General features: G+C 72.0%; 20 protein-coding genes and 1 pseudogene. 16 read left to right on the top strand and 5 right to left on the bottom strand.

What is annotated here, in order from left to right:
• Both AC13HU_RS04850 and AC13HU_RS04845 read right to left on the bottom strand, forming a co-directional pair.
• The coding region (locus tag AC13HU_RS04850) for a DNA-formamidopyrimidine glycosylase family protein (RefSeq protein WP_483040467.1) at positions 1–271 on the bottom strand (271 nt) is incomplete at its 3' end.
• 37 nt (positions 272–308) lie between these two features.
• Positions 309–4,997: an ATP-dependent helicase gene (locus tag AC13HU_RS04845; protein ID WP_483040466.1), complete on the bottom strand. Its 4,689-nt coding sequence runs from the start codon at positions 4,995–4,997 to the stop codon at positions 309–311.
• 92 nt (positions 4,998–5,089) lie between these two features.
• Between AC13HU_RS04845 and AC13HU_RS04840 the strand changes: the two genes are divergently transcribed.
• From AC13HU_RS04840 to recX, 7 genes and pseudogenes are all read left to right on the top strand, one after another.
• On the top strand, positions 5,090–5,926 hold the full coding sequence (locus tag AC13HU_RS04840) for an AraC family ligand binding domain-containing protein (RefSeq protein WP_483040465.1): 837 nt from the start codon (positions 5,090–5,092) through the stop codon (positions 5,924–5,926).
• A gap of 134 nt (positions 5,927–6,060) precedes the next feature.
• A complete protein-coding gene (locus AC13HU_RS04835) occupies positions 6,061–6,774 on the top strand; it encodes an AzlC family ABC transporter permease (RefSeq protein WP_483040464.1) in 714 nt (237 codons plus the stop codon).
• Positions 6,771–7,088 (top strand): AzlD domain-containing protein, encoded by a 318-nt coding sequence (locus AC13HU_RS04830; protein WP_483040463.1) that lies wholly within the window; start codon positions 6,771–6,773, stop codon positions 7,086–7,088. Before AC13HU_RS04835 ends, AC13HU_RS04830 begins: the two co-directional genes overlap by 4 nt.
• 42 nt (positions 7,089–7,130) lie before the next feature.
• On the top strand, positions 7,131–7,325 hold the full coding sequence (locus AC13HU_RS04825; protein WP_483040462.1) for a DUF3046 domain-containing protein: 195 nt from the start codon (positions 7,131–7,133) through the stop codon (positions 7,323–7,325).
• 70 nt (positions 7,326–7,395) lie between these two features.
• Positions 7,396–8,514, top strand: coding sequence for an AI-2E family transporter (locus AC13HU_RS04820; protein WP_483040461.1), 1,119 nt, complete (start codon positions 7,396–7,398; stop codon positions 8,512–8,514).
• Positions 8,515–8,544: 30 nt separating this feature from the next.
• Positions 8,545–9,666 (top strand): annotated as a pseudogene (gene recA / locus AC13HU_RS04815) (recombinase RecA); the annotation flags it as partial.
• The gene (recX, locus tag AC13HU_RS04810) at positions 9,605–10,453 is read left to right on the top strand and encodes a recombination regulator RecX (RefSeq protein ID WP_483040460.1); all 849 of its coding nucleotides are present in this window, start codon (positions 9,605–9,607) and stop codon (positions 10,451–10,453) included. The pseudogene recA and the gene recX, both read left to right, overlap by 62 nt.
• Before the next feature lie 27 nt (positions 10,454–10,480).
• On the opposite strand, the gene AC13HU_RS04805 is transcribed toward recX, so the two are convergent.
• On the bottom strand, positions 10,481–12,211 hold the full coding sequence (locus AC13HU_RS04805; protein WP_483040459.1) for an FAD-dependent monooxygenase: 1,731 nt from the start codon (positions 12,209–12,211) through the stop codon (positions 10,481–10,483).
• Positions 12,212–12,578: 367 nt separating this feature from the next.
• Here AC13HU_RS04805 and AC13HU_RS04800 point away from each other — a divergent pair, with 367 nt between their 5' ends.
• Complete coding sequence (locus tag AC13HU_RS04800) at positions 12,579–13,328, top strand: response regulator transcription factor (RefSeq protein ID WP_483040458.1); 750 nt, start codon at positions 12,579–12,581, stop codon at positions 13,326–13,328.
• A gap of 21 nt (positions 13,329–13,349) precedes the next feature.
• Positions 13,350–14,786, top strand: coding sequence for a sensor histidine kinase (locus AC13HU_RS04795; RefSeq protein ID WP_483040457.1), 1,437 nt, complete (start codon positions 13,350–13,352; stop codon positions 14,784–14,786).
• A 72-nt stretch (positions 14,787–14,858) separates the two neighbouring features.
• Here the strand turns inward: AC13HU_RS04795 and AC13HU_RS04790 are convergent, their stop codons facing one another.
• Entirely contained in the window at positions 14,859–15,857 is a 999-nt protein-coding gene (locus tag AC13HU_RS04790) for a TAXI family TRAP transporter solute-binding subunit (protein ID WP_483040456.1), read from the bottom strand.
• A gap of 145 nt (positions 15,858–16,002) precedes the next feature.
• Between AC13HU_RS04790 and miaB the strand changes: the two genes are divergently transcribed.
• On the top strand, positions 16,003–17,511 hold the full coding sequence (miaB, locus tag AC13HU_RS04785; protein WP_483040455.1) for a tRNA (N6-isopentenyl adenosine(37)-C2)-methylthiotransferase MiaB: 1,509 nt from the start codon (positions 16,003–16,005) through the stop codon (positions 17,509–17,511).
• Positions 17,512–17,700: 189 nt separating this feature from the next.
• Complete coding sequence (locus tag AC13HU_RS04780; RefSeq protein ID WP_483040454.1) at positions 17,701–18,468, top strand: class III extradiol dioxygenase subunit B-like domain-containing protein; 768 nt, start codon at positions 17,701–17,703, stop codon at positions 18,466–18,468.
• 181 nt (positions 18,469–18,649) lie between these two features.
• Here AC13HU_RS04780 and AC13HU_RS04775 read toward each other — a convergent pair whose 3' ends face one another.
• On the bottom strand, positions 18,650–18,874 hold the full coding sequence (locus AC13HU_RS04775) for an antitoxin (RefSeq protein WP_483040453.1): 225 nt from the start codon (positions 18,872–18,874) through the stop codon (positions 18,650–18,652).
• Positions 18,875–19,119: 245 nt separating this feature from the next.
• Here AC13HU_RS04775 and miaA point away from each other — a divergent pair, with 245 nt between their 5' ends.
• The 5 genes from miaA to hflX all read left to right on the top strand — a co-directional run bounded on the left by miaA (position 19,120) and on the right by hflX (position 25,977).
• A complete protein-coding gene (gene miaA, locus AC13HU_RS04770) occupies positions 19,120–20,052 on the top strand; it encodes a tRNA (adenosine(37)-N6)-dimethylallyltransferase MiaA (protein ID WP_483040452.1) in 933 nt (310 codons plus the stop codon).
• Positions 20,053–20,307: 255 nt separating this feature from the next.
• Entirely contained in the window at positions 20,308–20,835 is a 528-nt protein-coding gene (locus AC13HU_RS04765) for a hypothetical protein (protein WP_483040469.1), read from the top strand.
• A gap of 75 nt (positions 20,836–20,910) precedes the next feature.
• Positions 20,911–21,816: a diaminopimelate epimerase gene (dapF, locus tag AC13HU_RS04760; RefSeq protein ID WP_483040451.1), complete on the top strand. Its 906-nt coding sequence runs from the start codon at positions 20,911–20,913 to the stop codon at positions 21,814–21,816.
• Positions 21,817–22,067: 251 nt separating this feature from the next.
• Positions 22,068–24,260: a RelA/SpoT family protein gene (locus AC13HU_RS04755; protein ID WP_483040468.1), complete on the top strand. Its 2,193-nt coding sequence runs from the start codon at positions 22,068–22,070 to the stop codon at positions 24,258–24,260.
• Positions 24,261–24,477: 217 nt separating this feature from the next.
• Positions 24,478–25,977, top strand: coding sequence for a GTPase HflX (gene hflX / locus AC13HU_RS04750; RefSeq protein WP_483040450.1), 1,500 nt, complete (start codon positions 24,478–24,480; stop codon positions 25,975–25,977).
• Positions 25,978–26,052 lie beyond the last annotated feature (75 nt).

Here is a 26,052-nt window from a genome sequence, read left to right as displayed (position 1 = left end):
GCACCTGGTGCATCGGGCCGCCCCGCCAGCGCTCCCCGGCCCCGTACAGGTGCCACGCCCCGTCCATCCGCAGATGGCTGTGCAGTGTCATGCCGCCTTCGAGCCGCGCCATCAGGTGCTTGCCGCGCGGCACCACTGCCAGCACCTGCCGTCCCACCAGGTCCACGGTCGCCAGTTTCGGCACGCGCAGGTCCGCCCGCACCAGCGGCTGCCCGGACAGCGCCGCGTGCAGTCGGTGGGCGGTCAGCCAGACCGTGTCTCCTTCGGGCACCCCTCCATGATGGCCTGCGCGCCGGCCCTGCCTCGCCCTAACGGTCCTCCCGCAACCGCAGCCCGCGCGGTGTGGCGTGGAAACCCGCCGCCTCCAGTGCCCGGCCCAGCGGCGAGGTCAGCGCCGACTCGCCATTGGCCCGCTCCACCGTGAGGCGGCCCAGCGCGCCCTCCCGGACCGCCAGTGCAAGGGCGTCCGCGGCGGCCCCGACCCGTATCTCGTCGAGCGGCCAGGCCAGCAGGGTCTTGCCGCCCCGCTCCACGTACAGGGTGAGTTCGCCGTCGGTCAGCACCACCAGGGCGCCGGCCTTCCGCCCGGGCTTGTGGGAGACGCCCGCGGGCTGCTCCGGCCATGGCAGCGCGGCGCCGTACGGATTGGCCGGGTCCGCGGCGGCAAGCACCACTGTGCGGGACCTTTCGGGGCGCTCCTCCTCCCGCTCCCGCGCAGTGCTCAGCGCCCGCAGCCGGTCCACCGCGCCGTCCATCGCGAACTGTGCCGCGCCCAGCCCCTCCACCACATACCCCCGCCTGGCCTGCCCGGTCTCCTCGAACGCCGCCAGCACCCGGTACGCCGCCGAGAAGCCGCCTGCCACTCCCTCCGCGGCCACAGCGCCCCGGGTGACCACGCCGTGCCGGTCCAGCAGGGTGTGGGTCAGGGCGTGCGCCCGTAGGGTCGGATCGGCTTCGGGCACGGGCACCAGGGACCAGCGGCCCGCAGTGGTGGGCGGGCCGGACCGGGAGGCGGTGGCCCGCGGGGACCGGGCCGAGGCCAGCGAGCTGTACCTGCCGCGCGGCACCGAACGCGGCGCACGGTGTGCGGTTGCCCCTGCGGTGCGGCCCGAGCCGAGCAGTGCCCTCAGCGGGGCGAGGGTGTCATTGGTCAGCCGCCCCGACCAGGCCAGGTCCCATACCGCGTCGGCGAGTTCGGGATCGCTCGCCGTCAACCCGGCCGCCCGCACCTGCTCGCCGATCTGCCGGAAGAACAAGCCATACCCACCGGACAGCGCGCCGAGCACGGCAGTGTGCAACTCCGTCGGCTCCAACGGCTGCGGACTCGGCAGCAGCAAGGGTGCACTTTCGGACAAATACAGTGACACCCATCCGTCCTTGCCCGGCAGGGCCCCCGCACCGGCCCACAGCACCTCACCGGACGCCGTCAACTCGTCCAGCATCGCCGGGGTGTAGCCGGCCACCCGGGACGGCAGCACCAGCTTCTCCAACGCCGACGCGGGCACCGACGCGCCCTGCAACTGCTCCACCGCCCGCGCCAGCCCGTCCATCCCGCGCAGGCCGTGCGTGCCCACGTGTTGCCACTGCGGCAAGAACACCCCGAGCGTGGCCGGCGGCACCGGCTCCAGTTCCTGCCGCAGCGCGGCAAGCGAACGGCGCCGAAGCCGTCGCAGCACCGTGGCGTCGCACCACTCCTGACCGGCCCCGCCCGGACGGAACTCGCCCTGCGCCAGCCGGCCCGCCGCAGCCAGCCGGTGCAGCATGCCGTCCGCCACGGCCCCGCCCAGACCGAACCGGGCCGCGGCCTCGCCCGTCGTGAACGGGCCGTGCGTCCGCGCATACCGCGCCAGCAGGTCGCCCAGCGGGTCCTTGACCGGCTCGGTGAACGCCACCGGCACGCCCACCGGCAGTGCCGTGCCCAGCGCGTCGCGCAGCCGCCCGGCGTCCTCCACCGCCGACCAGTACTCGTCCCCGGCGATCCGCACCCTGATCGCCCGCCTGGCCGCCTCCAACTCCGCGGCCCACCCCGCCTCCGCTCCCCGCACCGCCAACTCGGTGCCGGTCAGCGGACCGAGCACCCGCAGCAGGTCCGCGACCCCCTCCGCGTCCTTGACCCGGCGGTCCTCCGTGAGCCACTGCAACTCGCTGTCCAGATCGGCCAGCACGTCGGGATCGAGCAGTTCCCGCAACTCGGCCTGCCCCAGCAACTCCGCCAGCAGCCGCGAGTCCAGCGACAGTGCGGCCGCCCTGCGCTCGGCAAGCGGCGAGTCGCCCTCGTAGAGGAACTGCGCCACATAGCCGAACAACAGCGAACGGGCGAAGGGCGACGGCTCCTGCGTGGTCACCTCCACCAATCGGACCCGCCGCGCCTCGATGTCGCCCATCAACTCCACCAGGCCCGGCACGTCGAACACGTCCTGAAGGCACTCCCGGATCGCCTCCAGCACGATCGGGAACGACCCGAACTCCGACGCCACCTGGAGCAGTTGCGACGCCCGCTGGCGCTGCTGCCACAGCGGGGTACGCCGGCCGGGGCTGCGGCGCGGCAGCAGCAGCGCCCGCGCCGCGCACTCCCGGAACCGCGACGCGAACAGTGCGGACCCTCCCACCTGGTCCGTCACCAACTGTTCGACCTCGCCCTTGTCGAATGTCACATCGCCCGCCCCCACCGGCGACTGCGCCGGATCGAACTCGGCACCCTTCGACACCGGATCGGCGTCCAGCAGGTCCAGCCCCATCAGGTCCGCATCCGGCAGGCGCAGCACGATCCCGTCGTCGGCGTGCATCGCCTGGGCGTCCAACCCGTAGCGCTCCTGGAGCCGGGAGCCGAGCGCGAGTGCCCACGGGGCGTGTACCTGGGCGCCGAACGGGGAGTGGATGATCACCCGCCAGTCACCCAGCTCGTCCCTGAAGCGCTCCACGACGATGGTGCGGTCGTCCGGGATGTGCCCGCACGCCTGCCGCTGCTCGGCGAGGTACGACAGCACGTTGTCGACCGCCCAGGGGTCCAGGCCAGCCGCGGCCAGTCGCTCCCGGGCCGCCTCCGCGGGCAGCGCGCCCACCTCTCGCAACCATCGGCCCAGCGCCCGGCCCAGCTCGAGCGGCCGCCCCAGCTGGTCGCCCTTCCAGAACGGCAGCCGCCCGGGCACGCCCGGCGCGGGGGAGACCAGCACCCGGTCGCGGGTGATGTCCTCGATCCGCCACGAGGTGGTGCCAAGCGTGAAGACGTCGCCCACCCTGGACTCGTACACCATCTCCTCGTCCAGTTCTCCGACCCGGCCGCCGCCCTTCTTCGGGTCCGCCCCTGCGAGGAAGACCCCGAACAGCCCGCGGTCCGGGATGGTGCCGCCGGAGGTCACCGCCAGCCGCTGGGCTCCCGGCCGGCCGGTGAGGGTGTTGGCCACCCGGTCCCACACAAGGCGTGGGCGCAGCTCGGCGAATGCGTCCGACGGGTAACGGCCAGCCAGCATGTCCAGCACCGCGGTGTAGGCGGAGTGCGGCAGCGACGCGAAGGGGGCCGCCTGCCGGACCAGGGCGAGCAGTTCGTCCACGTCCCAGATGTCAAGGGCGGTCATCGCCACGATCTGCTGGGCCAGCACGTCCAGTGGGTTGGACGGTACCCGCAGCGACTCGATGGCCCCTTCCCGCATCCGCTCGGTGACCACCGCGGACTGCACCAGGTCGCCGCGGTACTTCGGGAAGACCACCCCGGTGGACACCGCCCCCACCTGGTGGCCGGCTCGACCCACTCGCTGCAACCCCGAAGCGACCGACGGTGGCGACTCCACCTGGACCACCAGGTCGACCGCGCCCATGTCGATACCCAGCTCCAGGCTCGACGTGGCGACCACCGCGGGCAGCCGCCCTGCTTTGAGATCCTCCTCCACCAGTGCCCGCTGCTCCTTGGACACCGAGCCGTGGTGCGCTCGGGCCAGCACCGGGGGCGCCCCCTTGGCCGCGCCCGACTGTGCCATGACCTGTGCGGGGGAGTGCGCCTCGGGCAGCGGATCGCCCTCGGCGCGCTCCTGGCCGATCTCGTTGAGCCGGTTGCAGAGGCGCTCGGCCAGCCGCCGGGAGTTGGCGAAGACGATCGTGGAGCGGTGTGCCTGCACCAGGTCCGCGATCCGCTCCTCGACATGCGGCCAGATCGACGGTCGCTGCGCCGGGCCCGCGGCTGGCCCGCTGTGCTCGGCCGCGTCCATCACCGGCGAACCGCCCAGCTCGCCCAGATCCTCCACCGGCACGACCACCGACAGGTCGAACCGCTTCTGGGACGGCGGCTGCACGATCGCCACCCGCCGCTGCGGCGAAAGGAAGCGGGCGACTTCGTCCACCGGCCGGACCGTGGCCGACAGCCCGATCCGGCGGGCCGGCCGATCGAGCAGCCGGTCCAGCCGCTCCAGGGAAAGCGCCAGGTGGGCGCCGCGCTTGGTGCCGGCGACCGCGTGCACCTCGTCGAGGATCACCGTCTCGATCCCGATCAGAGATTCCCGCGCGGCGGAGGTGAGCATGAGGAAGAGGGACTCGGGCGTGGTGATGAGGATGTCCGGCGGGCGGGTGGCCAGCGAGCGCCGCTCCGCCGCGGGCGTGTCACCGGACCGGATACCGACCCGCACCTCTGGCTCCGGCAGCCCCAGCCGCATGGACTCCTGCCGAAGCCCCGCCAGCGGGCTGCGCAGATTGCGCTCGACGTCCACCGCGAGCGCCTTCATCGGCGACACGTACAGCACCCGGCAGCGGCGGCGGGCCTCCGCCGGTGGCGGGGTAGCGGCCAGCCGGTCCAGCGCGGCCAGGAAGGCGGCCAGCGTCTTGCCCGAACCGGTGGGCGCCACGACCAGCACGTCGGAGTCCGCCGCGATGGCAGACCACGCGCCGGCTTGGGCGGCGGTGGGCTCGCGGAATGCTCCCATGAACCACGCGCGGGTCGCGGGGGAGAAGGAGTCGAGGCTGCTGTGCGGATCGGACTGCGGACTGGACGGAGCGGACGGACTGGACATGACCCCATCCTGCCTCGCCGTACCGACACCGTGCCGATGACCACTCTTCCGGCTGTGGACAACTCCTGGCGCGGTCACGCCACAATCGCCCTATGACCGCGCGTGAGCAGGCACGATTCTGGGAGCACCCGGGCCTGCCCGGGGTCGATCTGCTGCGTGCCCGCTATATCCGGCACACCTTTTCCCGGCATGCCCACGACGGCTACGTGATCGCTGCGGTCACCGGCGGAGTGGAGGGTATCGGTCTGCCCGGTGGCGCCGAGCGGGCCGGAGCGGGAGGCGTCGTCCTGATCAACCCCGAGGTCCCGCACTCGGCGTACGCGGGCGCTGCCGGCGGCTGGAGCTATCGGGTCCTGTATCCGTCGACGGATGTCGTGTCGGCCGTCGCCGCCGAGACCCGCGGGCTGCGTGGCACCCCTTTCTTCACCGGCCCGGTCATAGCCGACCCGACCGTGGCCCGCCTGATCGCCGCCGTCCACGAAGCGGCCGAGCGGGACGACGCACTTGCTGCCGAGACGTTTCTGCGTCTGACTGTCGCCAGGCTGCTGGCCCGTCACAGTGCGGGCGTCACCCGCGGCGGCCGGCCGCGGGCCGCGGCACCCGGCGCCGCCGCCCACGCCCGCGAACTGCTCGCCGCCCGTCTGACCGACCCGCCCAGTCTCGACGAACTCGCCACCGCCACGAACACCAGCCCCTTTGCGCTGCTGCGCGCCTTCAAGACCGCCTACGGCCTGCCCCCGCACGCGTGGCTGACCGGCGAGCGCGTACGCGCCGCCCGCCGCCTCCTCGACACCGGCGTCCCTCCGGCCGACGCCGCAGCCACCGTCGGTTTCACCGACCAGCCCCACCTCAACCGGCATTTCAGCCGGATCGTAGGGGTCCCGCCCGGGGCGTACCAGCGCGAGCGGAAGGTCGTACGAGAGCGCTGATACGCGTTGGTCGGAAGGCCGGACTACTGCACTCGTCGGATGATCGGACTCGTCGGACGGCCGGCCCGTACCGCAGGGCGCGGGCCGCAAGAACGTACAAGACCCGCGGGCGGTGGTCTTTCTAGCCTGATCGAGTGAAAACAGCGCAGACGACGGGGCCGGACACCGTGCGGCAGCCGCCACGGCCCCGAGCAGCAGTCATCCGAGACGCCCTGGGAGTAGGGGTCGCCGTCGGACTGTCCGGATTCGCCTTCGGAGTGACCTCGGCGGGCGCGGGTCTGTCCGTCCTCCAAAGCTGCGCACTGTCGCTGCTCGTCTTCACCGGGGCCTCGCAGTTCGCCCTGGTGAGTGCGCTCGGCGCGGGCGGCAGCCCGTTCGCGGCGGCGGCCGGGGCGTTCTTCCTGGGTACCCGCAACGCCTTCTACGGCTTGCGGCTCTCGCAACTCCTGCGGCTGCCCGCGCCCGTACGGCCGCTGGCCGCCCAGTGGGTCATAGACGAGACCTCCGCGGTCGCCCTCGCGCAGCGCGAACGGACCGCAGCCCGGCTCGGTTTCACCGTCACGGGCGCGAGTCTCTACGTGCTGTGGAACCTCACCACGCTGTTGGGAGCCTTTGGCGCGTCGGCGCTCGGTGACCCGGACGCCTGGGGAGTGGACGCCGCCGGGCCGGCCGTCTTCCTGGCCCTGCTGGCACCCATGGTGAAAGGCCGCACCGAACGGGCGGTGGCCGCGCTCGCAGTCCTGCTCGCGCTGGTCTGCCTGCCCGTGCTGCCCGCCGGGGTGCCGGTGCTGGTCGCGGCTCTGGCGGCACCGCTGGTGCTGGCCGCAAGGAAGGGGACCGTGCGATGAGCGGGGAGACGGGCACATGGATCGCCATCGGCGTCACCGCCATGGGCTGCTACGGAGTGAAGCTGCTCGGCCTGTCCGTGCCCGCGGGTCTGCTGGAGCGCCCGCTCGTCAAGCGACTGGCCGCCCTGGTGCCCATCGCTCTGCTCGCCGCCCTGACCGCCCTGCAGACCTTCGGCACCGACACCTTGCGACTGGCGATCGACGCGCGGACCGCGGGGCTGGCGGCAGCAGCAGTCGCACTGTTCCTGCGCGCGCCCTTCCTCGTGGTGGTCGCCGCCGCGGTACTGGTCACCGCCGCAGTGCGGGCGATGTAGGCCGTACGAGGGGCAGTCGTCGGCCGAGGGATACTGGCATCCATGCGGCTGACGATGTTCTGGGAGCGGATGCGCGCGCAGTTCGGTGAGACCTACGCCGACTCCTTCGCGCGTGACCACGTGATGTCCGAACTGGGCGGCCGTACGGTCGTCCAGGCACTGGAGGACGGCTGGGACGTGAAGGACGTCTGGCGAGCGGTCTGCGTGGCCATGGACGTGCCCGCCGCGCGGCGTTGACCATCCGTCCGAAGTGCCGCGAATGCCCTGATATCAGGACTTGATCGGCGGTAGGGCCCAGACTTGCCCTGTGGCAGCACGTGACGAGTCTCCCGACCCGGCGCCCGACGCGCCCGGTGACGGATCGCGCCCGTCACGTGCGCGCATGCCGCGCTGGCTGCCCCGCGCGCTCACTCTCGCGCTGACCCTCGTCGCCTGCTACCAGTTCGCGCACTGGGTCTTCGACCGGCTGGTCGGCCTCCTCGTCAACATCCTGGTCTCGTTCTTCTGTGCTCTGGCCATCGAACCCGCGGTGGACTGGATGGCCAGACGCCGCATCCGTCGGGGCCTGGCCACCGGCATCGTGATGCTCGTGGTACTGGTCGCCGCCGCCGGCTTCCTGCTGGCCGTCGGATCTTTGCTGGTCGACCAGGTCAGCACTATCGTGCGCAACCTGCCGCAGTACGTCGACGACGTGGTGAAGTGGATCAACAGGACCTTCCACACGCACATCGACACCGGCGGCAAGCTGCATGACAAGGTGCTGCACTCCAACTGGGTGCGGGCCTACCTCACCAGTGGCGCCGCCAGTGTGTGGGGTATCTCGGCCACGGTCGCCGGCACGATCTTCCAGATCTTCACGGTGGCGCTGTTCACCTTCTACCTGGCCGCGGACGGGCCCCGGCTGCGCCGTACGCTGTGCTCCATGCTGCCGCCCGCGCACCAGGCGGAAGTCCTGCGGGCCTGGGATATCGCGGTCGCCAAGACCGGCGGCTACCTCTACTCCCGAGCCCTGATGGCCGTGGTCTCGGGGCTTGCCCACTACATCCTGCTCCAGGCGCTCGGTGTCCCCTACGCGCCCGCGCTCGGGGTCTGGGTGGGCCTGGTCTCGCAGTTCATCCCCACCGTCGGCACCTATCTGGCCGGTGCCCTGCCGATCCTCGTCGCGTTCACCAAGGACCCGTGGGACGCGCTGTGGGTGCTGTGCTTCGTCGTGGTCTACCAGCAGTTCGAGAACTACCTGCTCCAACCGCGGATCACCGCGCGTACGGTGGACATCCATCCGGCGGTCGCCTTCGGCTCGGTGATCGCGGGGACGGCGCTGCTCGGCGCGGTCGGCGCGCTCATCGCCATCCCGGCCACCGCCACGCTCCAGGGCTTCTTCACCGCCTACGTACGGCGCTATGAGGTCACCGACCCGCGGACGTGACCGACCCGGCGCGTCGGCGGGTCGCTTGACATGAAAATCGAACATCCATTCATATGGAGGAAGTCCGGCGGATTTCCCGCCGCGACGGCGCGAACTCCGGCCGGTGCCGGTCGCAGATGTCGGTCGGAGTTATCCACAGGTCCGGGGCGACGTGCGGGCGCGTTGTCAGTGCCAGGCGCTAGCGTCATGGACGTGAAGCGATCGAACCAGACATCCCGGGTGGAGCCCATGGCAGGAAACGACCGCGAGAAGGCACTCGACGCCGCGCTCGCGCAGATTGAACGGCAGTTCGGCAAGGGTGCCGTCATGCGGCTCGGCGACCGGCCGAACGAACCCATCGAGGTCATCCCCACCGGGTCGACCGCACTGGATGTGGCGCTCGGCGTCGGCGGGCTGCCCCGCGGCCGCGTCGTGGAGGTGTACGGCCCGGAGTCCTCCGGCAAGACCACCCTCACCCTGCACGCGGTGGCCAACGCCCAGCGGGCCGGCGGCACCGTGGCCTTCGTGGACGCCGAGCACGCTCTCGACCCCGAGTACGCCAAGGCTTTGGGCGTCGATATCGAGAACCTGCTGCTGTCCCAGCCGGACACTGGCGAGCAGGCGCTGGAGATCGTGGACATGCTGGTCCGCTCCGGCGCCATCGACCTCATCGTGATCGACTCCGTGGCAGCCCTCGTGCCGCGGGCCGAGATCGAGGGCGAGATGGGCGACTCCCATGTGGGCCTCCAGGCCCGCCTGATGAGCCAGGCGCTCCGGAAGATCACCAGCGCGCTCAACCAGTCGAAGACCACCGCCATCTTCATCAACCAGCTCCGCGAGAAGATCGGTGTGATGTTCGGCTCGCCGGAGACCACCACCGGTGGCCGCGCCCTGAAGTTCTACGCCTCCGTCCGGCTCGACATCCGCCGGATCGAGACTCTCAAGGACGGCACCGACGCGGTCGGCAACCGCACCCGCGTCAAGGTCGTCAAGAACAAGGTCGCGCCGCCCTTCAAGCAGGCCGAGTTCGACATCCTCTACGGCCAGGGCATCAGCCGTGAGGGCGGCCTGATCGACATGGGCGTGGAGCACGGCTTCGTCCGCAAGTCGGGTGCCTGGTACACCTACGAGGGCGACCAGCTCGGCCAGGGCAAGGAGAACGTCCGGAACTTCCTGCGGGACAACCCGGACCTCGCGGACGAGATCGAGAGGCGGATCAAGGAGAAGCTCGGCGTCGGCGTGCCGAAGCCCGAGGCCCCGAGCGCCCAGCCGGGCGCTGACGCAGCCGGACCGGCCGCGTCCGCCAAGGCCGAGCCCGCCAAGGCCGAGGTCCCTGCCCCGAAGAAGGCGACCAAGGCCACCGCCGCCAAGGTCTGACGCCATGGAGCGCAAGTCCCAGAAGCGCGGCGGTTCTTCCGAGTCGAGGGCCTCGCGAGAGCCGCCGCTCGATCCTGGTGAGCAGGCGCGGGCGCTGTGCCTGCGCCTGCTTACCGGGACGCCTCGCACCCGCCGGCAACTCGCCGACGCCATGCGCAAGCGCGAGATCCCCGATGACGTGGCCGAGGATGTCCTGGAGCGTTTCGAGGACGTCGGTCTCATCGACGACCAGGCGTTCGCCAACGCCTGGGTGGAGTCACGGCACCGCGGCCGCGGCCTGGCTCGGCGTGCCCTCGCCCGCGAACTTCGCCACCGCGGTGTGGACGCGGAGCTGGTGACCGAGGCCGTGGAACTGCTCGAGTCCGAGCAGGAAGAGGAGACCGCCCGCGAGCTGGTGCGGCGGCGCCTGCCGGGCACCCGCGGCCTGGACCGGGACCGGCGGATCAGACGCCTCGCGGGCATGCTCGCCCGCAAGGGATACCCGGAGGGCATGTCCCTGCGGGTGGTGCGCGACGCGCTCGCAGCCGAAGGCGCCGACAGCGAGGACGCGGAAGAGGAGCTGTGGGCAGGGCAGAGCGAATAGCGGTCACGGCCGCCGCCGCCCGCCGGGTCAGCCGGTGCGCCCGCTGACCTGGTGACCGGCCGCGCCGCCCCCCGGACGCCCGTCCGGATGGTCGGGCTCGCCCTCACCAGGGGAAGCGTCGTCGGCCATGTCGCTCCTGCTGCCCGCCGATGTCGGCGGACCACCCCGGGCCAGATCCGCGTAGGAGTACAACTCGGCGGGCCGGCAGCCCACCATCGCCGCCACCAGATGCCCGTCCGGCCGGACCAGCAGCACCGTGTGGGCGGTCGCCCCCGGATAGGTCTCGGCGACCAGCAGCTCCGCCGCGGTGGGCAGCGCTGCCACCGCGGACGCCAACCGCGGCATCAGACCGGCCGTCAGCCAGTGCCGTGACTCCCATACCCCGGTCCCGGGCGCGACCAGCACAACGACCAACCCGCGTCCGAGCCGGTCGCGCAGCCGGTCCACCGTGCCGTCCAGCGCGGTGACGGCCACGTCGGAGACCGCCTCGCCCGGCCGCGTGTCGCACTCGGCCACCAGCGACGACGCCCCGCCTGACCGGCCGGCGCTTCGAGGCGCGGGCACGGACAGCGGTGAGCGGCCGTACACGGTCGAGGCGGCCGCGCCTCCGCGCCCGAGATGGCTGTCGGTCAGCAGCTCGACCTGGCCACGGGCCGAGCCGGACAGCAGGGTGTGGCGGACCGTCTGCCAGGCGCCGTTCGCCCGCAGCAGCGGAAGCGCCTGGTCGGTGGCGCGCAGCCGGGCCCCGACCGCGCCCCGCCGCTCCGCCTCGTAACTGTCGAGCAGCAGATCGGAAGCGCCGTCGTGAACGGCGAGCGTCAATTTCCAGGCGAGGTTCTCGGCGTCGAGCAGCCCCTCCTCGACGCTCTGCGCCCCCAGCGCGCCCATCAGGTGTGCCGCGTCCCCCGCGAGGAAGACCCGCCCGGCCCGCCAGGCGCGGGCCAGCCGCTGATGGACGGGATAGTCGGCCGAGCCGACCAGTTCGTACGGCACCACCTTGCCGCACCAGGCGGTCAGGGCGGCCCTGAGACGTTCCACCAGCGCGTCGGAGGTGAGCTGACGGCCGTGCACCGGCAGCAGCCAGTCCATCCGCCACCGCCCGTCCGGCAGCGGGCGGGCGGTGATCTCCTGCCCGGCCGGGGCCCCCGGCGGATCACGGTGCAGCAGCGCCACACCGGGTTCGGGCAGTTCGGTCCGCACCGCGACCACCGCGTGCCGGTCCACCGCCGTACGGCCGGGGAAGCGTACGCCCAGCAGCTTGCGGACCGTCGAGCGCGGACCGTCGCACGCCACCAGGTAACTGCCGCGCCACCAGGTCTCCTCGGCGCCCTTGGTGTGCACGGTGACCCCGCGCGCGTCCTGTTCGACCGCGTCCACCCGGCAACCGGACACGATCCGCACCGACCCGCGGGCCGAAAGCGCCCCCCGCAACCCCTTCTCCAGCAGATGCTGCGCCACATGGACCGGCGCGTCCGCGGGATCGGCGCCGAAGTCCAGCCGCAGTACCTCCGTACGCCGGCGCAGAGTGCGCCAGCCCGTCCAGGTCGCGCCGTCGCCGCGCAGCCCGCTGTAGCCGAGGCGTTCCACGAACGCCGCGGTCGCGGGGGCGAGTACGCAGGTGCGCGCCTGCCGCAGCCCCTCGGCTCCGCCGAGCACCTCCGCTTCGTCCAGCAGGATCACGGGCACATCGCGGCGGGCCAGCGCGAGGGCGAGGGTCAGGCCCACAGGGCCGGCCCCCGCGACGATCACGGGGTCCACGCAGCGGCCCCCGGAAGAGTTGCGGTCACAAAGCGTATGCAACTCACTGCGCCTGCCCACGTCAAGCGACAGTCGCACGTCGGCGCGGTGCGGGACGGTTCATCGGGCGCATACCGCCCGCGCACGCGACGCACCCGGGGCGCACACTTTGGCACCGGTCAGCCGCCGAAGGCATCGCCTCCGTGTGCCGTCCCCGTCCCTGGTGAGTACCGGCTGGGTAACGGTCGGCTGCGCGGGCCGGTACCCCCTTGACGTGCGGGTCCCGATCGGCGTGGATTCGATCGACAGGTCCATGACCCACTCCGCGGGCGGAGCAGTGAAGTCCGTCCCAATGTGGCGGTTCTGGCGGATGAGGAGGAGGTGACGCATGCGACTGCTGCTGGTGGAGGACGATGACCGGGTCGCAGCCGCCCTCTCCGCGGTGCTCGGAAAGCATGGTTTCGATGTGCGCCACGCTCGTAGCGGCGAGGAGGCGATCCAGGCGCTGCTGCCCGACGGCGGGCCGGAGTACGACTGCGTGCTGCTCGACCTGGGGCTGCCGGACCAGGACGGCTTCGAGGTGTGCAGCCGCATCCGGCGCCGCAGCGCCACCCCGGTGATCATGGTCACCGCCCGCTCCGATGTCAGATCCCGCATCCATGGCCTCAACCTGGGCGCGGACGACTACGTCGTGAAGCCGTACGACACCGGTGAGCTGCTGGCGCGTATCCACGCGGTGGTGCGCCGCCCGCCGCTGCGGCCCGGTGCCGCCCAGAATGCGGGGCCGGCCACACCGCCGAACGGCAGCCCCGTGGTGACCGTGCCGGGCGTCGCCGACGACACCCCGATGATGCTCGGCCAGGTGATGATCGAACCGTCCACGAGGCGGGTCACCGTGGACGGCGATCCGGTGGCGCTGACCCGCAAGGAGTTCGACTTGCTTGCGCTGCTCGCCCAGCGGCCCGGGGTGGTCTTCCGCCGGGAGCAGATCATCAGCGAGGTGTGGCGCACCGCATGGGAGGGAACCGGCCGCACCCTGGAGGTGCATGTGGCCTCGCTGCGTTCCAAGTTGCGCACCCCGGCCATGATCGAGACGGTGCGCGGGGTCGGCTATCGGCTCGTCGTGCCGACCAGTTGACGGCAGGAGCCGAGGAACGCCGTGCGCTCACGACTGCTGCCGCTGCTCATCGTGCTGATGGCCGGCGTCCTGCTCGCGCTCGGGTTCCCGCTGGCCGCCAGCCAGGCGGCCGCCCAGCAGCAGCGCGTCGTGGTGGACCGTATCGACGACACCACCCGGTTTGCGGCGCTGGCGCAGTTCGTGACCGCGCGCGACGAGGAGACGGTCGTCGACCCGGAGGACGACGAGCGCCTGCACACCCTGGTGACCGAACTCGATCGCTACGAGCAGCTCTACGGCATCAGGGCCGGCGTCTTCTACCGGGACCGCACGTCGATGGCCGCGGCGCCGCACAACTGGCGGGTCCCCTCCAGCGGGGAGTTGTACGACGCGTACGACTCGGCGCTGCTGGGGCGGCGCGCCCACAACCCGCAGCAGGTGTGGCCGTGGCAGCACCGCTTGCTCGCCATCGCCTCACCGATCGTGCGGGACGGCGACGTGGTCGCGGTGGTCGTCACCGACTCGCCCACCGGGGCGTTGCGCTCGCGCATCCTGCACGGCTGGCTGCTGCTCGCGGCCGGAGAGCTTGCCGCGATGGCCATCGCGGTCCTGCTCGCGGTGCGGCTGACCGCCTGGGTGCTGCTGCCGGTCGCGACCCTGGACCGGGCCACGCACGACATCGCCACCGGCCGGATGAAGTCGCGGGTCGAGGCATCCGGGGGACCACCGGAACTTCGGCGCCTGGTCCGGTCGTTCAACGAGATGGCGGACAACGTCGAAGCCGTGCTCGACCAGCAGCGCGCCTTCGTCGCCGACGCCTCGCACCAGTTGCGCAATCCGCTGTCCGCCCTGCTGCTGCGGATCGAGCTGCTCGGTCTCGAACTACCCGATGGCCATACCGAGGCCGAATCCGTGAAGGAGGAGGGCCACCGACTTGCCCAGGTGCTCGACGACCTCCTCGGCCTCGCCGTCGCGGAGAGCTCCGGCAGCCACCTGGCCGTCACCGACATCGCGGAACTGGCCCGGACCCGCGCCGACGCCTGGCGGCCGAGCGGCGACCGGGACGGCGTCGCCGTGCACTTCAGCGAGCCCGCGCACGGGAAGGCCACCGGGTGGGCCGACGCGATCGCGCTGTCCAGCGCCCTGGACGCCGTGATCGACAACGCGATCAAGTTCACCCCAGCGGGCAGCGCCGTCGCGGTACGGGTGGCGGTCGACGGCGAGCAGGTCACCATCGAGGTGGCTGACAGCGGACCGGGGCTGACCGACGACGAACTCGACCGGATCGGCGACCGCTTCTGGCGCAGCGCACACCACCAGAACGTGCACGGTTCGGGGTTGGGCCTGTCCATCGCGCGGGCACTGCTCAGTCAGGGCGGCGGAAGCATCAGCTTCGGGCGCCGGGAACCGCATGGCCTCGAGGTGCGGCTCGCGGTGCCACGCACGGCGCCGGTGACGTCGGGACGACCCGCCGACTGAACGGGCGGCAGACGTGAGGAGCGAAGAGCGCGGGCGGTCCAAAGGTGCGCGAGGACTGAAGCGCCGCGCCGGCTAGAGTTTCACGGACCGGTAGTAGCGTTCCGCGCCCACATGCAGGGGCAGCGGATCGGTGAAGACGGCGGTCCGCAGGTCCACCAATTGCGCCGCGTGCACCACGTTGCCGATCGAGTCCCTGCTGTCGATCACCGCCTTGGTCAGCCGTTGCACCAGACCGGCGTTGGCGTGATCCGTCGTGACCAGCAGGTTCGCCACCGCTATGGTCGCGACGGTCTGGCCACCCTGGGTGCGCGGGTACGCGTCCGCCGGCATCATCGCCTGCCGGTAGTACTGCATCTGTGGCCCCATGGAATGCAGTTTGGCCACCAGGTCGCCGAGTTGGACCAGCCGGATCCGGTCGGTCGGGTACGCCATCGCGCCCACCGCGGCGGTCGGCAGCCCCCCGGACCAGAAGAAGGCGTCGAGCTTGCCGGCGAGCAGCATCGCGGGCGCCTGGTCGATTCCGACCGGCACCGCCGTGACGTCCTTCTCGATGTCGAGGCCCGCGGCCGTCAGTAGCCGCCTGGTGATCAGGTTGACCCCCGAGCCGGCCTGTCCGACGCCCACCCGCAGCCCGCGCAGGTCCCGCGCCGACCGCACGGAGGAGTCCCGCGGCACGACGAGCTGCATGTAGTCGTCGTAGAGCCGTGCGCACGCCCGCAGGTCCTGTTTGCCCGGACCGCTGTAAGACGCGACCGCGTCGGCCGCGGCGATCGTGAAGTCGGCGCGCCCGTCCGCGACCTGCTCGATGTTCTCCACGGAGCCCTCGGTGCGCAGCAGGTCGACCTTCACACCGGGGAGCGCGGTTCGCAGGTCTCTTTTGAGCAGCACGCCGTACTTCTCGTAGACCCCGCTCTGCACCCCGGTCGCCAGAGAGATCGGCCCCTTGGGATACGACGGACCGTCCGACGGCAGCAGCCACCACAGCAGCAGTGCCAGGGCCGAGGCGGCGGCCAGCACGACCTGGAGGGCACGTCGGGTGCCGAGCCGGCTGCCGAGACGGGTGAGGTCCATGCCCCGCGATCCTGCCAGCCGCACCGCCGGGAAGGAAGGCGCGGCCGGGACCGGGCGGCCGCGGCTGCTTACGCGGTGCGCCGTAGCTTCGGCCCGGCGGCAAACCGGGTTCGGGTATGTCGTGGGCACCGCCTACCCTGGGGGCATGACCGCGCAGGACACCGCTCTCCAGCGAAGCTACGAGATCCGCACCTATGGGTGCCAGATGAACGTCCACGACTCCGAGCGTCTGGCCGGCCTCCTGGAGGACGCGGGCTATGTGCGGGCGCCCGCGGGCGCCGACGGCGCGGACGTCGTGGTCTTCAACACCTGTGCGGTGCGGGAGAACGCCGACAACCGGCTGTACGGCAACCTCGGCCAGCTCGTGCCGAAGAAGGCCGCGCGCCCGGGCATGCAGATCGCGGTCGGCGGCTGCCTGGCGCAGAAGGACCGGGACACCATCGTCAAGCGCGCCCCCTGGGTGGACGTCGTCTTCGGCACGCACAACATCGGGCAGCTCCCTGTGCTGCTGGAGCGCGCCCGGATCGCGGACGAGGCGCAGGTCGAGATCGTCGAGTCGCTGGAGAGGTTCCCTTCCACGCTCCCCTCGCGCCGTGAATCGGCGTACGCCGCCTGGGTCGCGATCTCCGTCGGCTGCAACAACACCTGCACGTTCTGCATCGTGCCCGCGCTGCGCGGCAAGGAGAAGGATCGGCGGCCCGGCGACGTGCTCGCCGAGGTCGAGGCCCTGGTCGCCGAGGGCGTCGTCGAGGTCACCTTGCTCGGGCAGAACGTCAACGCGTACGGCTCCGACATCGGTGACCGTGAGGCGTTCGGCAAGCTGCTGCGGGCCACCGGCGCCGTCGACGGCCTGGAGCGGGTCCGCTTCACCTCCCCGCACCCGCGTGACTTCACCGACGACGTGATCGCCGCAATGGCAGAGACGCCGAATGTGATGCACCAGCTCCACATGCCGCTCCAGTCGGGCTCCGACCGGGTGCTCAAGGCGATGCGCAGGTCGTACCGGCAGGACCGCTACCTCGGCATCATCGAGAAGGTGCGCGCCGCGATGCCGGATGCGGCCATCACCACCGACATCATCGTGGGCTTCCCGGGCGAGACCGAGGAGGACTTCGAGCAGACCCTGGAGGCCGTGCGTCAGGCGCGGTTCGCGCAGGCGTTCACCTTCCAGTACAGCAAGCGGCCCGGCACCCCGGCGGCCGAGATGGACGGCCAGATCCCCAAGGCGGTCGTGCAGCAGCGCTACGAGCGGCTGGTCGCGCTCCAGGAGGAGATCTCCTGGGAGGAGAACAAGAAGCAGGTCGGCCGCACCTTGGAGGTGCTGGTCGCCGAGGGCGAGGGCCGCAAGGACGACGCCACGCACCGGCTTTCCGGCCGCGCCCCCGACAACCGGCTGGTGCACTTCGCGCGGCCGGAGCAGGAGATCAGGCCGGGCGACATGGCGACCGTCGAGATCACTTACGGCGCCCCGCACCACCTGCTCGCCGAGCGGCCCCCGCTGTCGGTCCGCCGGACCCGCGCCGGTGACGCCTGGGAGCGGCGCCAAGGCGCTGCAGCCGCCAAGCCCGCAGGGGTGATGCTGGGTCTGCCGACGATCGGGGCCCCGGCTCCGGCACCCGAGGCGGTGCCGACGGGCGGCTGCGCGCTCGGCTGACGGGGCGCGGGCGCAGCGCTGGGGCCATCTGCGGTCGGGGCGGACAGAGGCGGCGAGAGGGCCGCTGGAGGCCGCAGAGGGCCATTGCGGGTCGCCGGGCGGGGACGCTCGATGGCCCTCACGCGGTTGTGGTCGGTCGATGCCGGCAGGGCCCGGCCGGGTGAGGTCCCGGCCGGTAGGGTTCGGATCATGCTGGTCGCTGCTGCCGTCTGCCCCTGCCCCCCGCTGCTCATACCCGAGGTCGCGGCTGATGCCGCACCCGAGTTGGACACCCTGCGGGCGGCCTGCGCGGACGTTGTGGGGGTGCTCGCCGCGGCGAGGCCCGAACGGCTGGTGGTCGTCGGTCCGGCTCGGCGCCCGGGGCGCGGGGTGTTCCCGCCAGGGGCAGCCGGCTCCTTCCGCCGCTACGGCGTTTCGGTGGACGTGACGCTGGGAGAGCCGCGGGATATCGAGCCGGTCGGGGCGCGGAGCGTGGAGCCGTCTTCCGACGGCGCGGACACGGCGCCGCCGACCTCCCCCGTTCCGTTGCCGTCTTCGCTCGCCGTTGCCGCATGGCTGCTGCGCGGCTGGCAGGCGTCGCCCGTGGAGGGGCTCGGGGTGGGGGAGGAACTGGAGCAGGAGCGATGCGCGGTGGCAGGGCGGGCCGTCGCCGATTCGGCGCCGCGGGTCGCGCTACTGGTCATGGGCGACGGCAGTGCGTGCCGTACGGTCAAGGCGCCCGGGTATCTGGACGAGCGGGCGGAGCCCTTCGACGCCGCGGTGGCCGCGGCGCTCGGTGCGGCCGATGCCGCCGTGCTGGAGGGGCTCGACGCGGAACTGGCCCACGCGGTCCAGGCGGCGGGGCGGGCGCCCTGGCAGGTGCTGGCGGGTGCGGCACACGGGGCCGGACTGGCGGGCGAGCTGCTGTACGACGCCGCCCCGTACGGGGTCGGCTACTTCGTCGCGACCTGGACGTAGCGCGGACGCCAAGCGGTGCTCGGACACGGACACGCGTCGGGCCGGTGCGGGGGCGGAACATGGACTGACCGCGGATGGTGGGGTCCGCGGCCGTCCGGTATCAGGGCGCGCCCACACGTCGGCGCGCGCCGGTCGTGGCCTGGGGCAGTGGTCCCTGGGCCAGGACCTGGTGGGTCGGCGCTCAGGTGGCGTCGTTGCCCTTCTCGCCGTAACCCTTCACGGCGTTCTTCGCTTTGTCCACGCCCGAGTTGATCTGGCTGCTGTACTTGCCGCCGGTCTTCGAGTCGACGGTCTTGGCCGCCTTGTCGAGGCCCTGCTGGATCTTGTCGCCGTGCTGCTTGGCGAGGTCCGCGGCCTTGTCCTTCGACACGCCGAGCTTGTCCTTGAACGAGTCCATGAAGCTCATCTGGCACCTTCCCTGGGATTCCCCTCGAAGTGACGGCCAGGGGGACGGCCGGGATGTGCCGACACCCGCCATGACCAAGCCCCGAAGCACACCAGAGAGCACATGGCGCCCTTCACTCCTCGACCATACCGGTGCGGCCGGCTTTTCGCGTCGCCAGCCGCCACGCCCTGTGCACAACCGGCCGGCCGGCGCCTGCGATCATCACTCGATCGGTACGGCACAGCGGAGTTTGGGAGACTTGCAGGGTGAACAAGCGCGTGATCGCCGTCGTCGGACCCACCGCGGCCGGCAAGTCCGATCTGGGCGTCGCCCTGGCGCGGGAGTTGGGCGGCGAGGTGATCAACGCCGACTCGATGCAGCTCTACCGGGGCATGGACATCGGCACCGCCAAGCTCACCGAAGAGGAGCGACACGGTGTGCCGCACCACCTGCTCGACATCTGGGACGTCACCGAGGCCGCCAACGTCGCGGACTACCAGCACCTCGCCCGTGAGGAGATCGACCGGCTGCACGCCGCGGGCAAGGTGCCGATCCTGGTCGGCGGTTCCGGGCTCTACGTCCGCGCGGCCATCGACGACCTCCGCTTCCCGGGTACCGACCCCGCCGTCCGCGCCCGCCTGGAGGCCGAACTCGACATGCGGGGGCCGGGCGCCCTGCACGCCCGGCTGGCCGCCGTGGACGCCGAGGCCGCCCGCGCGATCCTGCCGAGCAACGGCCGCCGGATCGTGCGCGCGCTGGAGGTGGTCGAGATCACCGGGCAGCCCTTCACCGCGAACCTGCCCGGCCACGAGTCCTTCTACGACACCCTGCAGATCGGAGTCACCGTCCCACGGCCCGAACTCGACGAGCGGATCACGCTGCGCGTGGACCGGATGTGGAAGGCCGGACTCGTCGCAGAGGTGCGCGCCTTGGAGGCGGCCGGGCTGCGCGAGGGCCGTACGGCGTCGCGCGCTTTGGGCTACCAGCAGGTGCTCGCCTGGTTCGCCGGCGACTGCACCGAGGAGCGGGCGCACGCGGAGACCGTACGCGCCACCAAACGCTTCGCGCGGCGTCAGGACTCGTGGTTCCGGCGCGACCCGCGTGTGCACTGGCTCACCACCCAGGGAACGGAACTCGCCCGGCAGGCACTGGCGTTGGCGCGGGAAGCTCCAAGAAGCGGTCACAGCCTGATCACGTGATTGCATCGGGACGCCTCGGTGCCCCGGAGCGACCTCCTGCCCGTGTCATCATCGTGCTTCCAGCTACTGTGTCGACGTACGGGAGGGCGCGTGGCGATGGCAGCCGGCCCGCGCGACACCCCACAGGGGCGCGACACATCCACGGACTCCGACCGCTCCGCGAGAAGCCGGAACCGGAATCACCACCATGGTCAGATTCCGGACTCCCGTCCACCGCGGGACCCCCTGGACGCTCCGCTCGATCCGGACGCGCTGATCGGCTCCGACACCCCCGCTGAACCCGGTACACCTGCCGATCCGGACGACCCTGGCGATCCTCTTGCGCCGGTCGCGTCGTTCGACCGGTACGACAACCTGGAACGGCTCGACCGGCTGGAACCGCTCGGGGTGCTGGACGACCTCGATCCGCTCGAGGCCGGGGAGCTCATGCCCACCATGGAGGACGGCGAGTCCTTCCGCGAACTGCGGCCACAGCGCAAGCTGCGGATCTGGCAGATCGCGCCGATCATCGCCCTGGCCGTCGGCGGCTCGCTGATGTTCGCCTTCCCGCTCGCCTTCGAGTCGGGGGACACCGGCCCGGTAGTGGCGATGCTCGGCCTGCTGTTGTGCTGCTGCGCGGCCGGCTGGGGCCTGGCCGCCGCCCGCCGGGTCGGCCAGACCTGGCCGGGACTGCCCGCGCGGGGCTCGGACGACCGCGCCGACTGGCGCTACGTCGCCGGCTATGCCGCGCTGGTCGTGCTGCTGGCGCTGCTCGCCGTCTGGCGCGTCGCCCGGCTGCGCTGACCGCCTGCTCCCCCAGGTCAGAGCCGTGCAGGCGGCATAGCCGGCACCGACGGCCGACCGCGTACGATCGGACCTGTGACTGACGCACGCTCTGCCGACGCCCCCATCGCCTTCCTCAAGGGGCACGGCACCGAGAACGACTTCGTGATCGTCCCCGACCCGGACGGCCGGCTCGACCTGTCAGCAGGCGATGTGGCGCGGCTGTGCGACCGGCGGGCGGGCCTCGGCGCCGACGGTCTGCTCAGGGTCGTGCGCTCCGCCGCCCACCCGGAGGCGGCCGCGCTGGCCGCCGAGGCCGAGTGGTTCATGGACTACCGCAACAGCGACGGCAGCGTCGCCGAGATGTGCGGCAACGGCGTACGCGTCTTCGCCCGCTATCTCCAGCGGACCGGATTCGCCGGCGCGGGGGACCTCGATGTCGCCACCCGCGCCGGAGTGCGGCACGTCCACATCGGCAAGGACGGCGCGGACGGCACACCGGGCGACGTCACTGTGACGATGGGGCCCGCCGAACTGCCCGGCGGTGCTGTCAACGTCGGTGTCGACGGCCGTACCTGGCCCGCCGTGCACATCGGCATGGGGAATCCGCACGCGGTGGCCTTCGTCGACGACCTGGACGACGCCGGCGACCTGCTGCGCGCACCCGCCGTCAGCCCCGCCGCGGCCTATCCGAACGGGACCAACGTCGAGTTCGTGGTCGACCGCGGCCCCGCCCACGTCGCCATGCGGGTGCACGAGCGTGGCTCGGGCGAGACCCGCTCCTGCGGCACCGGCGCGTGCGCGGTGATGGTCGCCGCCGCCCGCAGGGACGGACTCGACCCCGCCGCCACCGGTCAGCCGGTCACCTACACCGTCGATGTGCCAGGCGGCCGCCTGGTGATCACCGAGCGCGCCGACGGCGAGATCGAGATGACCGGTCCGGCCGTCATCCTCGCCGAGGGCACCATCGACCCCACCTGGCTCGCCGCCCCCGGGCGCTGATCCGGTGGCGGCCCCGCGCGCCGCCCTCGACCCCGCCGCCGTTCGGTCGCACCATCCGAACCGGACGTATCAGGTCACCACACCCGTACGCCTTCCCTCGAACGGGTGATGGGGATCACTCTCGGCGAGAGCGTGGCAGCCGCACGTGGTGGGCTCGATAGCATCAATCACCGGCGCGGCCCCACGGGGCGTGGTGAGTTCCCGCAGCCGGTCCACGCTGCCGGGAGGCCCCGATGAGCGCAGACAACGCGGTGAACGCGGAGAGCGCGGAGAACGCCGCCGATGTCGTCCGGCGCGGGCTGCGCCGGATCGATCTGCGCCGGATCGACCTCCGACGTCTGGGCCGGGTGGCGCTCCTCGGGAGCAACGGCCACAGCAGGGGCCGCCTGCCCGGCGCCATCGAGCATCTGATCAAGGTCCATCGCATCCGCCATCCCGAGGCCGGCCGCGAAGAGGTCGAGACCCTGCGCCGCGCCTATGTACTCGCCGAGTCCTCGCACCGCGGGCAGACCCGCAAGAGCGGCGAGCCGTACATCACCCACCCGCTGGCTGTCACCCTCATCCTCGCCGAACTCGGCGCGGAGACCACCACGTTGACCGCCTCCCTGCTCCACGACACGGTCGAGGACACCGAGGTGACGCTCGATCAGGTCCGGCGCGGCTTCGGCGAGGAGGTCAGCTATCTCGTCGACGGCGTCACCAAACTGGAGAAGGTCGACTACGGCGCCGCCGCAGAACCCGAGACCTTCCGCAAGATGCTCGTCGCGACCGGCAACGACGTGCGGGTGATGTCGATCAAACTCGCCGACCGTCTGCACAACATGCGCACCCTCGGGGTGATGCGGCCCGAGAAGCAGGCCCGGATCGCCAAGGTCACCCGCGACGTGCTCATCCCGCTCGCCGAACGGCTCGGCGTGCAGGCGCTCAAGAGCGAACTGGAGGATCTGGTCTTCGCCATTCTCCATCCCGAGGAGCACGCGGGCACCCGCGCCATGATCGAGGCCGCCGCGGCGCGGCCCGAACCCCTTGCGGTCGTCGCCGACGACCTGCGCGGCGTGCTGCGCGACGCGGGCATCACCGCCGAGGTCGGTATCCGCCCCCGTCACACCGTGTCCGTGCACCGCCTCATGTTCAAGCGTGGCGTGACCGAACTGGGCGGCTGCGACTTCGGCCGCCTGCTCGTCCTCGTCGACGAGGACGCCGACTGCTACGCCGTGCTCGGCGAACTCCATACCTGTTTCACCCCCGTCATCGCCGAGTTCAAGGACTTCATCGCCGCTCCCAAGTTCAACCTCTACCAATCGCTGCACACCGCCGTCGCCGACCGGCACGGCCGGATCGCCGAGGTGCTGGTGCGCACCAAGCGGATGCACCGCGTCGCCGAGGCCGGTGTGATCGCCCTCGGCAACCCTTACGCAGCCGAGGCGGCGCAGGGTCCGGAGATGGCGGGCACCGCCGCCTCGGACGGCTGGGCCGACCCGGACCCCACCCAGCCGGGCTGGCTCGCCCGGCTGCTGGAGTGGCAGCGCGCCGCCCCCGACCCGGACACCTTCTGGACGGCGCTGCGCGACGACCTCGCCCAGGACCGCGAGATCACCGTCTTCACCAGCCAGGACGGCGACGCGTCCGGCACCTTCCGGCTGCCGGCGGGCGCGAGCTGCGTGGACGCCGCGTACGCCGTCCACGGCGAGGCCGGCCACGCCTGCGTCGGCGCCCGGGTCAACGGTCGGCTGGCCCCGCTCGGCACCCGCCTGCGCGACGGCGACGCGCTCCAGCTCCTGATGGACGACACCGCCGCATCGGCGCCCGAGCCCGAGGGCCCAGACCCCGAATGGCTGGAGCACGCCACCACTCCGGCCGCCCGGATCGCCATCACCGGCTGGCTGGCCCTGCACCCCACCGCGTCCAGCGGGGACCGGCCTTCCACCGCGCCCGCCGCCCGCCCGCAGCCCGCGGTGGACAGCGCGCCGGACACCGACCCGGTGGCCGTCACCGACCTGCCCGGCGCGGCGGTGCGGCTGGCGCGTTGCTGTACGCCGGGACCGCCCGACCGCGTGACCGGAGTCGTGATCCGCGGCGGCACCGTCGCGGTGCACCGGGCCGGCTGTCCGGCCGGCTCCCGCATGGCCGCGGCCGGGCGGACCGCCGTGCCCGTCCGATGGCGCGACGGGACCTCCGCCGGGAACTTCCGTGCCACGGTCCTCGCCGAAGCGCTCAGCCGGCCGAGACTGCTCGCCGATCTCACCGAGGTGATCGCCGCCCAGGGGATCGGCATCGTCTCTGCTGCTGTGGAGCCGCCGCAGGAGCACCGCGTCCGGCACACCTACACCGTGGAACTGCCCGCGCCCGAAGCTCTCGCGGGGCTGATGCGGGCGATGAAGTCGGTGCCGGGCGTGTATGACGTCTACCGCGCCCAGCCTGCTGTCGCTGCTGTCCGTAATTGATCACACCGAGTAAACGCGTGGTGTCTTTCCGCTGTTCCCGACTTGCGTCACTCTTGCGGGTGATCCTGTACGGATTTCGCTCGGAATGCATGCTTCTCGCGGAACCGGCCGCCGGTCGGACCGAAAGTCGCGTGACCCTTCCGCCCGGGCGTGCGACCATCGACTGTAACGGCGCCACCACGGCTGCCGGCCTCTGACCGTACGACCGAAGGACCCGATGACCTCCAACGCTTCCTCCTCTTCTTCGAACAACCGCCAGCGCCTCCCGGAGAGCCTTCGGGCCGACGCCCTGATGGAAGAGGACGCGGCCTGGAGCCACGAGATCGACGGGGATCGGGACGGCGACCAGTTCGACCGCTCCGACCGCGCGTCTCTGCGCCGGGTCGTCGGACTCTCCACCGAGCTGGAGGACGTCACCGAGGTCGAGTACCGGCAGCTCCGCCTGGAGCGCGTGGTGCTCGTCGGGGTGTGGACCTCCGGCACCGTCGACGACGCGGACAACTCGCTCGCCGAACTCGCGGCTCTCGCCGAGACCGCCGGCGCCATCGTGCTCGACGGCGTGGTCCAGCGCCGCGACAAGCCGGACCCGGCCACGTACATCGGCTCGGGCAAGGCGCAGGAGCTGCGGGACATCGTCGTCGAGACCGGCGCCGACACCGTGGTCTGCGACGGTGAGCTGAGCCCCGGCCAGCTCATCCACCTCGAGGACGTCGTCAAGGTCAAGGTGGTCGACCGCACCGCGCTGATCCTGGACATCTTCGCCCAGCACGCCAAGTCCCGTGAGGGCAAGGCGCAGGTCTCGCTTGCGCAGATGCAGTACATGCTGCCGAGGCTGCGCGGCTGGGGCCAGTCGCTGTCCAGGCAGATGGGTGGCGGTGGCTCCGGTTCCTCGGGCGGCGGCATGGCCACCCGTGGGCCCGGTGAGACCAAGATCGAGACCGACCGGCGGCGCATCCGCGAGAAGATGGCCAAGATGCGCCGGGAGATCGCGGAGATGAAGACCAGCCGCGACCTCAAGCGCCAGGAGCGCCGGCGCCACAAGGTGCCGTCCGTGGCCATCGCCGGCTACACCAACGCGGGCAAGTCCTCGCTGCTCAACCGGCTCACCGGCGCCGGAGTCCTGGTGGAGAACGCCCTGTTCGCCACCCTGGACCCGACCGTCCGGCGCGCCGAGACGCCCAGCGGGCGGCTCTACACGCTCGCCGACACGGTCGGGTTCGTCCGGCACCTGCCGCACCACCTGGTCGAGGCGTTCCGCTCCACGATGGAGGAGGTCGGCGACGCCGACCTGATCGTGCACGTGGTGGACGGCTCGCATCCCGTGCCCGAGGAGCAACTGGCGGCGGTCCGTGAGGTGTTCCGCGATGTCGGCGCACTCCAGGTGCCGGAGATCGTGGTGGTCAACAAGGCCGACGCGGCCGACCCGCTGGTCCTCCAGCGACTGCTGCGGGCCGAGAAGCATGCCATCGCGGTGTCCGCGCGCAGCGGCCAGGGCATCGACGAGCTTCTTGACCTGATCGACGACGCGCTGCCGCGCCCGCAGGTGGAGGTCGAGGCCCTGGTGCCTTACACCCACGGCGGGCTGGTCTCCCGGGTGCACGCGAGCGGCGAGGTGCTCTCCGAGGAGCACACCGGCGAGGGCACCTTGCTGCGGGTGCGGGTGCACGAGGACCTGGCTGCCGAGCTGGCGCCGTTCACCCTCGCCGCACAGCACTGACCGGACACCACTCGGTTTTCCCGGGGCCACCGGACCGTGGTTCCGCCGCGTGGGCGCACAACAAGCGGTGGGGCC

Source organism: Streptomyces sp. NH27, from assembly GCF_056859195.1.
The sequence above is the reverse complement of the archived record's forward strand: the minus strand, read 5'-3'. Positions and strand labels throughout refer to the sequence as shown.